Origin of the sequence: Pseudooceanicola sp. LIPI14-2-Ac024 (assembly GCF_042188925.1) — a bacterium.
Taxonomy (GTDB): domain Bacteria; phylum Pseudomonadota; class Alphaproteobacteria; order Rhodobacterales; family Rhodobacteraceae; genus Pseudooceanicola.
In genome coordinates this window covers 3,635,309-3,648,663 of sequence record NZ_CP170102.1, presented here as the reverse complement: position 1 = coordinate 3,648,663, position 13,355 = coordinate 3,635,309, and the positions used below count along the sequence as shown (strand labels likewise).

At 69.1% G+C, this 13,355-nt stretch carries 15 protein-coding genes and 1 other RNA gene; 8 read left to right on the top strand and 8 right to left on the bottom strand.

The genetic code is table 11. The features are described 5' to 3' along the window. Positions 1-30 precede the first annotated feature (30 nt). On the top strand, positions 31-741 hold the full coding sequence (locus ACE2AC_RS17935) for an NYN domain-containing protein (RefSeq protein ID WP_375688858.1): 711 nt from the start codon (positions 31-33) through the stop codon (positions 739-741). Here ACE2AC_RS17935 and ACE2AC_RS17930 read toward each other — a convergent pair whose 3' ends face one another. Both ACE2AC_RS17930 and ACE2AC_RS17925 read right to left on the bottom strand, forming a co-directional pair. Continuing rightward, on the bottom strand, positions 742-1,602 hold the full coding sequence (locus ACE2AC_RS17930; protein WP_375688856.1) for a hypothetical protein: 861 nt from the start codon (positions 1,600-1,602) through the stop codon (positions 742-744). Positions 1,603-1,735: 133 nt separating this feature from the next. Further along, positions 1,736-2,356, bottom strand: coding sequence for a TetR/AcrR family transcriptional regulator (locus tag ACE2AC_RS17925; protein WP_375688854.1), 621 nt, complete (start codon positions 2,354-2,356; stop codon positions 1,736-1,738). Between the two features lie 144 nt (positions 2,357-2,500). Between ACE2AC_RS17925 and mbfA the strand changes: the two genes are divergently transcribed. Next, entirely contained in the window at positions 2,501-3,475 is a 975-nt protein-coding gene (gene mbfA / locus ACE2AC_RS17920) for an iron exporter MbfA (protein WP_375688852.1), read from the top strand. 128 nt (positions 3,476-3,603) lie between these two features. Here mbfA and ACE2AC_RS17915 read toward each other — a convergent pair whose 3' ends face one another. The 3 genes from ACE2AC_RS17915 to ACE2AC_RS17905 all read right to left on the bottom strand — a co-directional run bounded on the left by ACE2AC_RS17915 (position 3,604) and on the right by ACE2AC_RS17905 (position 7,362). Next, positions 3,604-4,380 (bottom strand): 3'(2'),5'-bisphosphate nucleotidase CysQ, encoded by a 777-nt coding sequence (locus ACE2AC_RS17915; RefSeq protein ID WP_375688850.1) that lies wholly within the window; start codon positions 4,378-4,380, stop codon positions 3,604-3,606. Further along, entirely contained in the window at positions 4,367-5,716 is a 1,350-nt protein-coding gene (locus ACE2AC_RS17910; RefSeq protein WP_375688849.1) for a TldD/PmbA family protein, read from the bottom strand. Before ACE2AC_RS17910 ends, ACE2AC_RS17915 begins: the two co-directional genes overlap by 14 nt. Positions 5,717-5,844: 128 nt before the next feature. Continuing rightward, on the bottom strand, positions 5,845-7,362 hold the full coding sequence (locus tag ACE2AC_RS17905) for a DUF2125 domain-containing protein (protein WP_375688847.1): 1,518 nt from the start codon (positions 7,360-7,362) through the stop codon (positions 5,845-5,847). A 164-nt stretch (positions 7,363-7,526) separates the two neighbouring features. On the opposite strand from ACE2AC_RS17905, the gene ACE2AC_RS17900 reads away from it, so the two are divergent. From ACE2AC_RS17900 to ACE2AC_RS17880, 5 genes are all read left to right on the top strand, one after another. Continuing rightward, positions 7,527-8,282, top strand: coding sequence for an SDR family oxidoreductase (locus ACE2AC_RS17900; RefSeq protein ID WP_375688845.1), 756 nt, complete (start codon positions 7,527-7,529; stop codon positions 8,280-8,282). Then, positions 8,279-8,893, top strand: a complete 615-nt coding sequence (locus ACE2AC_RS17895; RefSeq protein ID WP_375688843.1) for an enoyl-CoA hydratase/isomerase family protein — start codon at positions 8,279-8,281, stop codon at positions 8,891-8,893. The genes ACE2AC_RS17900 and ACE2AC_RS17895 overlap by 4 nt, the downstream gene beginning before the upstream one ends. Positions 8,894-8,911: 18 nt before the next feature. Continuing rightward, positions 8,912-9,307 (top strand): lysozyme inhibitor LprI family protein, encoded by a 396-nt coding sequence (locus ACE2AC_RS17890; protein WP_375688841.1) that lies wholly within the window; start codon positions 8,912-8,914, stop codon positions 9,305-9,307. 10 nt (positions 9,308-9,317) lie between these two features. Next, positions 9,318-10,097 carry a DsbA family protein gene (locus ACE2AC_RS17885; protein ID WP_375688839.1) on the top strand — a complete coding sequence of 260 codons (780 nt, stop codon included), beginning with the start codon at positions 9,318-9,320 and terminating at the stop codon, positions 10,095-10,097. Positions 10,098-10,162: 65 nt separating this feature from the next. Further along, the gene (locus ACE2AC_RS17880) at positions 10,163-11,011 is read left to right on the top strand and encodes a neutral zinc metallopeptidase (RefSeq protein WP_375688837.1); all 849 of its coding nucleotides are present in this window, start codon (positions 10,163-10,165) and stop codon (positions 11,009-11,011) included. A 23-nt stretch (positions 11,012-11,034) separates the two neighbouring features. Here the strand turns inward: ACE2AC_RS17880 and rsgA are convergent, their stop codons facing one another. From rsgA to ACE2AC_RS17865, 3 genes are all read right to left on the bottom strand, one after another. Beyond that, positions 11,035-12,087: a ribosome small subunit-dependent GTPase A gene (gene rsgA / locus ACE2AC_RS17875; protein ID WP_375688835.1), complete on the bottom strand. Its 1,053-nt coding sequence runs from the start codon at positions 12,085-12,087 to the stop codon at positions 11,035-11,037. A 71-nt stretch (positions 12,088-12,158) separates the two neighbouring features. Continuing rightward, positions 12,159-12,257: signal recognition particle sRNA small type (ffs, locus tag ACE2AC_RS17870), an RNA gene on the bottom strand. A 56-nt stretch (positions 12,258-12,313) separates the two neighbouring features. Continuing rightward, a complete protein-coding gene (locus ACE2AC_RS17865; RefSeq protein ID WP_375688833.1) occupies positions 12,314-13,006 on the bottom strand; it encodes a COQ9 family protein in 693 nt (230 codons plus the stop codon). Between the two features lie 110 nt (positions 13,007-13,116). Here ACE2AC_RS17865 and rpsU point away from each other — a divergent pair, with 110 nt between their 5' ends. Continuing rightward, on the top strand, positions 13,117-13,323 hold the full coding sequence (rpsU, locus tag ACE2AC_RS17860; protein ID WP_005614280.1) for a 30S ribosomal protein S21: 207 nt from the start codon (positions 13,117-13,119) through the stop codon (positions 13,321-13,323). Positions 13,324-13,355: the final 32 nt, after the last annotated feature.

Sequence of the window (13,355 nt, the reverse complement as noted above, 5' to 3'; positions counted from 1 at the left end):
GGATAGGACAGGACCAAACGAGGAGAGACCATGCCCGAGACCCGCCCGCTCTATGCCGTCCTGATCGACGCCGACAACATCCCCGCCCGCCACGCCGCCGCGGTGCTGAAAGAGGTGACGAGCTTCGGCGAACCGGCCCTGCGCCGGGTCTACGGCGACTGGTCGGCGGAACGGCTGCGGCCCTGGGCGGAACAGACCCGCGCGCTCGGCCTCGTGGCGCACCAGGAGACGGCGAACACCAAGGGCAAGAACGCCTCCGACATCGGCCTCGTGATCGACGCGATGGACATCCTGCACACCGGCCGCTTCGACGGTTTCGTGCTGGTCAGTTCCGACAGCGATTTCACCGCGCTGGCCAACCGGATCCGGGAACAGGGCCTCGACGTGATCGGCATCGGGGAATCGAAGGCGCCCGAAAGCCTGCGCAACGTCTGCAACCGCTTCATCCTGATCGAGAACATCGCCGACGAACCCGAGAAGGGCACCGACGCACCCCGCCCCGCCGGCAAGATGAAACCGATCGAGGCCGTCCCGATGATCCGCCGCGCGATGGACCGGATCGAGTCGGACGACGAATGGTATCCGCTGGGCCAGGTCGGCCAGTACATCACCGCCGAGAATCCGGATTTCGACACCCGCTCCTACGGCAAGCGCAAGCTGTCGGACCTGGTGCAGGAGCTGAAGGCCTTCGAGACCAAGCGCGGCGCCGGCAACCAGATGATGGTGCGGCGGCTGGACTGATCAGAGGCAGAGTTCGCGGACCTGGTCCTGGAACTCGACCTCTTCGCGCGTGCTGGTGACATTGTCCATTTCCAGCCCGTGGAAGAGCGACATGCCGTAGGCGTCGAGCTGGCGTTCCCGGTCCAGCCGAACCGACCAAATCCACGACTCGTTGCCGATGATCGCCATGCAGTAGAGCAGCGTGGCCGCCAGCCTCAGCGCGGTCTTGGCGTTCAGCACCGATTTGGCGCCGCGCGACACCGCGTCGTCGCCTTCGGTGACCTCGGCGATCGGAAAGCGGTAGAACAGGTAGATGATCATGCAGGCCTGCACGATCACCACGTAGCTCGCGACGCGCCGCAGCTGGTTGCCTTCGAGGTAGTATCTCACCCAGACCTCGAGGGCGGGATTGATCTCGGGCGCGCCGGGGGTGGCGAACTGGTTCTTCACGCAGAGAAACGCGTCGGCGATCGTGGCATTGCCGAAGAGGTCGAGGATCCCGACCGCCGTCGCGCCGAACACCACCACCCCCAGGCGCCACGAGTTCGCGACGAAGAACGGAAAGGCGATGGACATGACCACCGGCACGACGATGTAGCTGAGCTTGACCGGCGGCTCGACCCCCAGCGTGGCCGCGTCGAGCGCGATGGTCTCGAACACCAGCACGAAGATGTAGGTCACCATCCAGGCGAACGATACCGCGACCGTGATCGTTGCCAGCACGCCGTCGAGGATGCTCTCCGAGAACAGTTTCCGGATCGGACGCCAGACATTGTTGAGCGTCAGGACCGTCAGCGACAGCCCGAGGCACAGCGCCAGGAGCCGATAGAGCCATTGCGACAACGGCACCGAGAAATCGAAGATATCGAGAAGATCGCCCAATCCGGCCAACCTCTGAAACGGAAGCCCCGGGCAAATGCGGACCGGGCGCGGACGGGCATTGGAAAAACGCGAACCTGCAACACTCCCCTATCGATAATCGAGCGGGGAATTGCCGGTCAACCGGGGATCGCGTTCAACGCTTGCCGTAGCGCGCCATGAAGGTGGTCACGGCCTCGTCGGCGATCATCTTCAGCTCGTTGTCTGTGAACGCGCCCCGGATGCCGAAGATGCGGTCCATCAGGATGCGGGCCTTGCAGAGCTCGGCGAACTGGTCGGCGGCCATCTCGATATCCTCGACGACAAGCTCGCCCTTCTGGCTGGCGCAGTCGAGGAACGCCATCAGCTGCGCCCGCGCCTGGCCCGGGCCGCTTTCATAGAATTCACGCGCCAGTTCCGGGAACCGCTCGCTCTCGGCGGCGCAGACCCGGAAGACGTTCAGCGACAGGTCGGTATTGAAGAAATCGACGATCTTCTGCGCCGCGATCGACAGCATGTCGCGCACCGGCCGTTCCTCGGCCATCAGCTGGGTCGCATCCTCGGCCACGCGCATGCATTCGCGCTTGGCGACTTCGAAGAACAGCAGCCGCTTGTCGGGGAAATACGAGTAGAGCGTCGCCTTCGACACCCCGGCCCGGCGGGCGATCTCGTCGACGCTGGCGCCCTCGAAGCCCTCGGCCAGGAACACGTCCCGCGCCCCTTCCAGGACCTGGTCGAATTTCCGGCCCCGGCGCACCGCCGTCTCATGCACGCCCATCTCGGTCTCCGGTTGCTCCTGCTGACATCAACGATAAACCGATCAGTTTAGTTCCGGCAAGCGCCCCCGATGCTTTGCCACCACCTTGCCCGTTTGTGTGGCAGCAGCTATCTAGATTAGAATCGTTCTAAAAAGAAACTCCCGATGCGCTACTTCACACACCGCCGCCACTTCCGCGACCTCACCGAGAAAGAGGTCCTCGCCCTCGCCATCTCCTCGGAAGAGGACGATGCCCGGATTTACCGCAGCTATGCCGAACGGCTGCGCGGCGACTATCCCGACACCGCCGCGGTCTTCGACGGCATGGCCGCCGAGGAGGACGAGCATCGCCGCCGCCTGATCGCCCTCTTCGAGACGCGGTTCGGCACGGTCATCCCGCTGATCCGGCGCGAACACGTGGCCGGCTACTACGCCCGCAGGCCCGTCTGGCTGGTGGAAAACCTCGGCCTCGACCGGATCCGGGCCGAAGCCGAGGCGATGGAGCGCGACGCCGAGCATTTCTACCTCACCGCCGCCCAGCACAGCACCGACCCGGCCACCCGCAGCCTTCTGGGCGACCTCGCCGCCGCCGAGGCCGGGCACCAGCGCCATGCGGGCGCCCTGGCCGAGGCGCACCTCGACCCCGACACGCGCGAGGCCGAGGGGCGCGCCGCGCATCGCCAGTTCGTGCTGACCTGGGTGCAGCCGGGGCTCGCCGGGCTGATGGACGGCTCGGTCTCGACCCTCGCGCCGATCTTCGCCACCGCCTTTGCGACGCAGGACACCTGGACGACATTCCTCGTGGGCCTCGCGGCCTCGGTCGGCGCGGGCATCTCGATGGGCTTCACCGAAGCCGCCTCGGACGACGGCGAACTGTCAGGACGGGGCTCGCCGCTGAAGCGCGGACTGGCCTCCGGCGTGATGACCACGATCGGCGGCCTGGGCCACGCCCTGCCCTACCTGATCCCGGATTTCTGGACCGCGACGATCATCGCCATCACAGTCGTCTTCATCGAGCTCTGGGCAATCGCCTGGATCCAGAAGCGCTACATGCAGACGCCGTTCATCCGCGCCGCCTTCCAGGTGGTGCTGGGCGGCGCGCTGGTCTTCGGCGCGGGGGTGCTGATCGGATCGGGCTGATCCGACCACCCGCGGCCGGCGCCCCGGTCTTCCTCTGGTCCCGTATCCCCGCCGGAGGCACCACGCACCGTCCGGGCTCGATGCCCGGTCGGTGCGTCCCGCCGCGACGGGCACGGCCCGGCGCAAGCTCAGCCCGACAGCCCCGCCAGCAGCTGGCGGTAGACCGCCGCGCCGCCCGCCAGGACGCCCTTCACCTGCGGATGGGCGTTGTTGAACAAGAGCGGCCGCCCGGTGCGGTCGCTGACCTCGGCGCCCGATTCCGCCAGCAGCAACGCGCCGGCGGCGATGTCCCATTCCCAGCTGTCGCGCAGGGTCAGCATCGCGTCGAACCGGCCCTCGGCCACCAGTGCCAGGCGATAGGCCAGCGAGGGGCGGTAGACGCGGGTCACCGGCGGCACGCCGCCGGGCCAGTGGCGCGCGTCGTAGGTCGGCTTCGCGGCCAGCATGGTGGCCCCCGACAGCGCCTGCCGGTCCGAGGCGCGCATCGGCCGGGTGTTGATCCAGGCCCCCTGCCCGCGCGCGGCGGCATAGAGCTTGCCCTTCACCGGCAGGTAGACGACGGCGGCCGTGACCTCGCCCTTCTCGACCACGGCCAGCGAATGGGCCCAGGTCTCTCCGCCCTCGATGAAGCTGCGGGTGCCGTCGATCGGGTCGATGATGAAGACGCGGTCCTGCTCGAGCCGGTCGGGGCTGTCGGCGCTTTCCTCGGAGAGCCAGCCGTAGCCGGGCCGCGCCGCGCGCAGCCGCTCTTCGAGCATGTCATTCACGGCCAGGTCGGCCTCGGTCACCGGGCCCGCGCCGCCGGGCTTGTCCCATTTCTGCGGGTCCCGCCCGGCATAGCCGAGCGCGATGCGGCCGGCCTCGCGGGCGGCCTCTTCCAGAAGCGTCAGGTCAGCTTCCGGCAAGCGTCATTCCCTCGACGAGGAGCGAGGGCACCACGGTACTCAGCCAGGTCCGCGCGTCGTTGGCCGGGGTCAGCGACAGGAACATCTCGCGCAGGTTGCCGGCGATCGTGACCTCGTTGACCGGATAGGCGATCTCTCCGTTCTCGACCCAGAAGCCCGAGGCGCCGCGGGAATAGTCGCCGGTGTTCGGGTTGATGGTCGAGCCGATCATCGAGGTGACCAGAAGGCCGGTGCCCATCTCGCGCAGCAGCTCCTCGCGCGACCGGATGCCCTGGGTCAGGGCCACGTTCCAGGTTGCGGGCGACGGCGGGGCCGAGAGGCCGCGCGCGGCATTGCCGGTCGGCGCCATCCCCAGCTTGCGGGCACAGGCCAGGTCGAGCGTCCAGCCCTGCAGCACCCCGTCGGCCACGATCTCGCGCCGGGCGGTCGGCAGGCCCTCGCCATCGAAGGGGCGCGAGCCGGCGGTGCGGATGCGGTGCGGGTCCTCGATCACGGAAAGACCCTTGGGCAGCACCTGGGTGCCAAGGTCGCCGCGCAGGAACGACGCGCCGCGGCTGATCGCCTGCCCGTTCACCGCCGACAGCAGGTGCCCGACGATCGACGCGGCGATGCGCTCGTCGTAGAGCACCGGGTAGGCGCCGGTCTTCGGCTGCCGGGCGCCGAGGCGTTCGATGGCCCGCTCACCGGCACGGCGGCCGATGTCTTCGGGATCGCGCAGGTCGGCCGCGTAGAGGCGGCTGTCGTAGTCGTAGTCGCGTTCCATCCCCGTGCCCTCGCCCGCGATGGCGGTGCAGGAGATCGAGGAGGAGCTGCGGCGCATCCCGCCGGAAAACCCGTTGGTCGCGGCCATGACGAATTCGCTGGCCCCGTAACCGGCGCTGGCCGCCTGCACCTGCAACACGCCTGCGACCGCCAGTCCGGCGGCCTCGGCCCGCAGGGCGGCCTCTTCCAGCGTGGCGGGCGCGGGTTCGGGCGCGGGATCGCAAAGGTCGAGCTCGGGCCAGTCGCGGGCCAGCTGATCGGGATCGGCGAGGCCGATGTAAGGATCCTCCGGCGCCTCGCGGGCCATGGCCACCGCGCGTTCGGCCATCGCCTGCATCGTTTCGGGCCGGGTGTCCGAGGCCGAGACGCAGGCCTGGCGCCGGCCCAGCAACACGCGCAGCCCGATCTCGACACCCTCGGCGCGTTCGGCGTGTTCCAGCGCCCCGGCGCGGACATCGACCGAAACGGAGGCACCGCGGCGCACCACGGCATCGGCGGTGTCGGCCCCGGCGGCACGGGCGGCGTGCAGCAGTGCCTCGGCATGGCCGAGCAGGTCGGGCGAAGGGGATGTCATGCGGCGCGCCTCCGGTCAGGGTCCATTGCACCTAGCCCGCCGGCCGCGCGAGGGCAAGCGACCGCCCGGACACGGCACCGCCCGCACTGGGGTGCGGGCGGGGTCGCAGGTCGTGTCACGGGTCGCGATCAGCGCGGCGGGAACGGCACCCCGTTGATCGTCAGCGCCCCCTGCTGGTCCATCGTGATATCCGCCTCGAGGTCGTCGGGGCCGCTCACCTGCCGCCCGAGTTGCGAGATCATGCCCGCACCCATCATCGCCTGCGCCGGCGGGATCAGACCCATCTGGGCCAGCGTCTGCAACAGCGCCTGCACCCCGACAAGGTGGATGTTCGCGGTGCCGTAGACGTTCGGCCCCTGCCCCATCGGGCTGGGCGTGTCGTTGTCGACGGTCAGGTCGGCGGTCGCGTCGATCTGCGCGCCCAGACCCTCGATCGTCAGGGTCTCGACCTTCAGCGTCTCGACCTGGCCCGGCGTGCCGCCGGTTTCCGCCAGCTGCTGCATCTGCGCCTCGTTCGTCAGGTCGACGAACAGCTCGCCGGTCCCGCTGACCGCCAGTTGCAGGGTCAGGGGATCGCGCGGCAGGCGCCCTTCTGGATCGGCCATCGCCCAGAGCTGGTCGGGCAATGTCACCCCGGCGAGGGTGAAGGACATCTCGAAATCCTGCGCCTCCTCGGACTTCGCCAGCGGGAGGGAGATCTGGAACCCGGCCTCCGTCGCCTCGAGGTTCAGCGGGAAGGGCACTTCGGACCCGCTGATCTCCATCCCCAGGTCCTGGCCCGTCGCCTGGTAGGTCACCCGCGCCCCGTCGAGGCCGAAGGTGTACTGGCCGCCGCCTGACCGGGTCTTGAGGTTGACCGACTGGTCGCCGTCGGTGAACGCGTTCTCGCCCGCGCTGCTTTCGAACGAAAGCGCGCCCGACACGTCGAACCCGGCCGCCGCGAGGGCGGCGAAATCGCTGGAATCGACGCCGATCGGGATGGTGCCGCCACCGGTGGAGCGGATGCCGCTCAGCATGCCCGCGGCGACGACGTGGCCGGTGCCCTCGGTCGGCGGCTCGGTGATGTCGAGCGTGTAGGTCATCGTCTCGGCGGTGAACTGCTGCTCGATCTCGTAGGCGGTGTCGGTCTTGATGTCGGTGGTGCCCGCGATGGCGCTGAGCAGCATCCCCGCGGTGCCGAGCTCGATCGGGGTGCCATCCTCGACGACCGAGGTCAGCGCGAGCCCGTAGCTGTCACCGGAATAGGAATACTGCGTGTCTTCGAGGCTGCCCTGCGCCCGCATCTCGAAGGCGGCGGCGGTCTGTTCCAGCGTGACCTGGACCGGCGGCTCGCCCTCGGCAGTGACGTCGATGACGATGGGCTGACTGTCCGGCATGGTGATCAGGACCGATCCGTCGCCCTGCCCTGTCATCGTGTACTGGCCCAGGTTCGCCGCTACCGTGCCGCTCTGGTCCGGCGTCTGGATCTCGCGCGTCAGCGTCAGGTTGTCGAGGATCAGCTCGGACCCGCTGCCGCCGGTGTCGACGCTGACCTCGTAGCCGGAGCTGGTCAGGAAGTCCTGCCACTGCCCCCACAGCTCCTCGGGCGTGAGAGACAGGCCGGGCGTGGCGGTGAGCGCAAGGATCACGGCGGTGGATGCGGTCAATTTCAATCTGTGCGGGAAATTCGATATGGTCATTGCAACTCACTCCCTGGGCAATTCGCGGCCAGCTTCTTGTGTCGGCGGGACGGGGTCAAGGGGATTGGGCTGGACCGCTCGGGACCCGCGGTCTAGGACTTCGCCACGTCCCGAGTGCAAGGAGAATGACGATGACGGATATGACCGGCAAGGTGGTGATGATCACCGGCGCCAGCCGCGGGATCGGCGAAGCCGCCGCCCATGTCTTTGCCGAGGCCGGGGCCAAGATCGTCCTGCTGGCCCGGACCGACGACCGCATCGCCGAGATCGCCGGCCAGATCGGCCCGGATGCCGTGGCGATCCCCTGCGACATCTCGCGCTACTGGGAGATGGAGGCCGCCGTCCGCTCGACCCTGGACGCCTTTGGCCGGCTCGACGTCCTGATCGGCAACGCCGGGGTGATCGAACCGATCGAGCATCTCGAAAAGGCCGACCCCGAAACCTGGGGCCATGTCATCGACGTCAACCTAAAGGGTATCTTCCACGGCGTCCGCGCGGCGATGCCGGTGATGCTGGCCGCCGGTGGCGGCACGATCCTCAATGTCTCGTCCGGCGCGGCGCACGGCCCGCTCGAGGCATGGAGCGCCTACTGCGCGTCAAAGGCCGGGGCGGCGATGGTGACCCGTTCCGCCCACCTCGAAGGCGCCGATCGGGGCCTGCGCGCCATGGGCCTGTCGCCGGGCACCGTTGCCACGAACATGCAGCGCTCGATCAAGGCGAGCGGCATCAACCCGGTGTCCGAACTGGAGTGGGACGACCACATTCCGCCCGAATGGCCCGCCCGCACCCTGCTCTGGATGTGTTCGCCCGAGGCCGACGAATTCCTCGGGCAGGAGCTGGCGCTGCGTGACGAGGGGCTGCGCCGCCGCGTGGGCCTGATCGCATGATCCACACCGACCGCGGCGATGACGGCCTCTGGACGATCACGATCGATCGGCCGGACAAGGCCAATTCGCTGACGGCCGAGATGCTCGAGGCACTGGCCGATGCCGCCGAGGCGGCGCAGGCCGCCCGCGCGGTCATCCTGACCGGCACGGGCAAGGTGTTCTCGGCCGGTGCCGACCTTGACGCCGCCCGCGCAGGCCTTGCGACCTCGCCGCTCTGGGAGCGGTTGTCTAGTGCCATCGCCGCGCTGCCCGGCCTGTCCATCGCCGCGCTGAACGGCACGCTCGCGGGCGGGTCGATGGGCATGGCGCTGGCCTGCGACATCCGGATCGCCGTGCCGGGGGCAAAGTTCTTCTACCCGGTGATGAAGCTCGGATTCCTCCCGCAGCCTTCGGACCCCGGCCGCCTGGCCGCGCTGGTGGGTCCGGCGCGCGCCAAGCTGATCCTGATGGGCGGGCAGAAGATCAGCACCGAGGATGCCTTCGCTTTCGGGTTGATCGACCGTATCGTACCGCCCGACGCCCTGATCGACACCGCGCGCGAGATCGCGGCGGACACGCTGGCTGCCCGCCCCGAGATCGCCGCAGGGATCAAGGGCATGTGCACTGGCTGAGCCCCGGAGGACCGGATCGTGACCCGACTATTGCCCCTCTGCCTTGCGACGCTCGTGCTGGCCGCGCCACCGCTGGCCGCGGACCCGGCGATGGAGTGCCGTTCCGGCACCGCGACCGAGGCCGAGGTGAAGACCTGCCTCGAAGACACTCTCGAACTGGTGGACGAATCCGTCGCCACCGCGTTCGAGATCGCGATGGACCTGGCCCAGAAACTGGACGAGGTCATGCAGGCGAGCACGACGATGGAGGCCCTGACCAAGAGCCAGTGGGCGTGGGAGGCCTATCGCGACGCCCAGTGCGGCTATGTCGGCGCGACCTACGGCAGCGGGGCAGGATCGGGGATCGGCATCCAGTCCTGCCGGATCACGCTGGCCCGGATCCGGGCCGACATGCTGCTGGCCACGGCCAACTGACCGCGCCGGGATGACCGCAACAGACACCGACCGAAAGGGCGCCTGGACCCGCCGCGCCGTGGTGCTGGGGCTGATCGCGGCGCCGGTCGCCGCCTTCCAGCTGGCCCCGCGCCTGGCGGGCCGCTTCGGCGGATCGCACGATTTCGAACCGCTGGCCCACCCCGAGGGGTTCCGCCGCCTCAGGGACGCCGCCCCGATCACCGCCCCCGGCCCGCTGGCCGGCCTCGACGAGGCCGAAGGCGCAGTCTACCGCATTGCGCCCGGCGACCTCTGCACCGCGCTCTTCGAGGGGGCGCCACCGCCCGGCACCGTGCCGATCGCCTCGTTCACCGACTACAACTGCCCCTACTGCCGGGTGCTGACCGGCAAGCTCGCCGCCCTGGCCGAGCGCGAGGCCGACACGATCCGCATGGCCTGGCACGAATGGCCGCTGCTCGGCCCGACGTCCGAGATCGCGGCACGGGCGGCGCTGGCCGCCAAGATGCAGGGCGCCTACACCGCGTTTCATGAAAGGCTGATGCAGACCCGGTTCGTGCCGACGCCCGCGTACCTCGGGATCGTGGCGCAAGACATCGGCATCGACCCCGACCGCATGATCGCGGACATGGACAGCGCCGAGGTCGACACCCAGCTGGCGCGCACCGCCGCCCTCGCCCGGGAGTTCGGCTTTGCCGGCACCCCCGCGCTGGTCATCGGCCGCACCGTCGTCGTCGGGAACGTCACCGAGGGCACCGTCGCCGCGCTGGTCCGGCAGGAGCTGCGCGATGGCCCGGTCCCGGCCTGTGCCTGACCGGTCCACCCCTTCCCCCGGACAATTTCGCGTTACCTTCGACCACGTTCAGCAGGAGAGAGCAGATGCGCCTGAGAGGGGTACGCCGCAGCACAAATGTCGAGGACAGGCGCGGGATGCGCGGATTGCCCATGGCCGGCGCCGGCGGGCTTGGCCTTGGGGGGCTGCTGCTGATCCTGGTGATCGGGCTCTTCACCGACATCGACCTGACGCCCTTCGTGTCGGGCAACGGCGGCACCGCCGGGGCCTACCTGCCGGACGAGCTGAGCCCCGAAGAGGAACAGGCCGCCGATTTCACCCTGCGCGTGCTGGCCACGACCGAGGATGTCTGGACCACCGTGATGGCCGAACAGGCCGGGTTGCAGTACGACCCGCCAGTGCTGGTGCTGTTCTCGGGCGTGACCAGCAGCCCCTGCGGCGGCGCGTCGGGGGCGACCGGGCCGTTCTATTGCCCGGCGGACCGGAAAGCGTACCTCGACCTCGATTTCTTTGCCACGCTGTCCTCGCGCCTTGGCGCGGCGGGCGATTTCGCCGCCGCCTACGTCGTGGCGCACGAGGTCGCGCACCACATCCAGAACGAGCTGGGGATCCTCGGGCAGATCAACACCGCCCGCCAGCAGATGTCGGACCGCGAGGCCAACGCGCTGTCCGTCGCGCTGGAGCTGCAGGCCGATTGCCTGGCCGGGGTCTGGGCCGCGCATGTCGAGGGGCTGCTTGACCCCGGCGACGTGGCCGAGGCGATGAATGCCGCGCGGATGATCGGCGACGACAGGTTGCAGGGCGCGGCGGGTCGGGTGCCGCAGCCGCACACCTTCACCCACGGGACCAGCGCGCAGCGCGCGCGGTGGTTCGGCACCGGGTATGACAGCGGGCAGATGGCGTCCTGCGACACGTTCCGGGCAGAACAGCTCTAAGAACGGTGGGGGGCTGACGCCCCCTACTCCTCGGCGCCCTTCCAGCGCCGGTGGGTGGATTGCACTGACTTGTAGTGCCGGCTCAGCTTCTTGCCGCGGGCACGCCCCTCGGCGATGGTCTCGGTCGCCTGCCGGTCCTCGGCCCGCAGCTTGCGCCAGCGGTCCAGCCGCTCGGGGTCCAGTTCTCCGGCGGCGATGGCGGCCTGCACGGCGCAGCCCGGTTCGCCTTCGTGGGCGCAGTCGCGGAACTTGCACTGGGCCGCCAGCTCGGTGATCTCGGCAAAGACCGCGTCGATCCCGCCCGCGGCGTCGAAGACGCCCATCTCGCGCATGCCCGGCGTGTCGATCAGCCAGCCTCCCGCCAGCGTCCGGTGCAGCGACCGCGCCGTGGTGGTGTGCCGGCCGCGCGCGTCGTCCTCGCGGATGCCGCCGGTTGCCTTGTCGGTGCCGCAGAGCGCGTTGGCCAGCGTCGATTTCCCGGTGCCCGACATCCCGATCAGCGCCACGGTCTGCCCCTTGCCGCACCAGGGCGAGAGGGCCGTGACCGCTTCGGGCGACTTGGCATTCAGGGTCAGCACATCGACATTGCGCGCGGCCTTGCGCGCCTCGGCCTCGAAGCCCTCGGCGTCGTCCGTCAGGTCGGCCTTGGTGATCAGGATGACCGGCGCGATCTCGGCCTCGTAGGCCAGCGCCAGCGCCCGTTCGAGGCGCGGCAGGCTGAAATCGGCGTTGGCTGAAGTGGTGATGAAAAGCGTGTCGACATTCGCCGCGATCAGCTGCGGCTTGACCTCGGGACCCGAGGCGCGGCGCGCGATCTCGGACTTGCGGTCCAGCAGGCGCTCGACCCGGTCGGCCTCGGCCTCGACCAGCAGCCAGTCGCCGACCGCCACGTCGCCCGCGCCGATGTCGCCCGGCAGGACCAGCATCTTGGGCCGGCCCTCGGTCAGAACGGTCAGCCGGTCGCGCTGGATCTCGGCCACCCGGCCGGGGGTCAGCGCCTCGACCTCTTCGGTGCTCAGTTGGGACAGGAAATGCGCGGACCAGCCGAGGTCCCGCAGGCTCGGCGCGTCGGTCATCGGCAGGACGGAGTCGCGCGTGTCATGGCGCCTGTCTAGCGCGAGACGATGGGAGCGGGCAATCCGGGATGAGGTGAGAGGCTGGACATCGACCCAAGCGGGACTCGTTACGGCTGCTTCCTTCCGGACCTGACCGGGTTGGCGAGGCGCCTGCCCGCGCCAACCTCTCGAGGGGCGATATAGGACCCGCGCGGCGGATTCGCAACCCGTGCGCGGCCCGCACCGCTCAGCCCATGCGCCCCGGCATGTCGCCCGGCTTGCGCGCCGGGGCCTTGATCTGGCCCGCCACCGCGAGGGGCAGCGCCAGCAGGGCCGAGGCGATCTTGCTGCCGCGCACATCGGCCTTCACCTTCTCGATCTGCATCACGTCGTCGATCCGCCGGTCAAGAAACGCCCATGTCGCCTGGTGGTCCGGGCTGTCATCGCCCAGCCAGTAGAGCACGACCGAGCCGTAGACGCCCGACAGGGTCGCCCGCTTGGTGTACCAATTCACGTCATCCGAACTGTCGCCGAGCGCGGTCCAGATCGCATCCGTCGTGCCCCAGATCGCCCTTGCCCCCTCGGGGGCGTTCTGCGGCAGGGAAAACAGCGTCATGCCGCGGCGCACCAGTTCGCGATCCTCGACCGCCTCGAGCCGCAGGCGCACCGCGCGCGCGATCCGGTCGCGGAACCGCAGGGCGGTGAGGTCGGTCTCGGCCAGCTTGCGGAGCATCTCGGCATCGCCGCGCTTGTGGTAGGCCAGCGCCAGGTCCAGCGCACCGCGCGGAAAGAGCGCCTTGGCCAGCCCCGGCTCGATGCCCGTGTCGGCCATCGCGGCCCTGAGCGTCGCCTCTGACCAGCCGTCGAAGGGCACGTGCGACACCGCCGCGTCGAGCAGCCTGTCGGCGGGAGATTGGGCGTGATGGGTGGTCTGGGTCATCGGAGCCTCCGGCCTGAGTCCTCTACTGGACAAATAGGGCAGCGCTTGTTAAAAGGCCACTTCCTGCAAATTCTCTTGCAACTCTAACTTAGGAAGGTGGTGACAACCACATGCAGGTCTCTGTTCGCGACAACAACGTCGATCAGGCGCTCCGCGCCCTGAAGAAGAAGCTCCAGCGCGAAGGCGTGTTCCGGGAAATGAAGCTCAAGCAGCATTTCGAGAAACCGTCCGAAAAGAAAGCGCGCGAGAAGGCCGAAGCGATCCGCCGTGCCCGCAAGCTGGCACGCAAGAAAGCGCAACGCGAAGGTCTGCTCTGAGGGTTTCCTTCGGAACAGAATTGAAGTTGAGA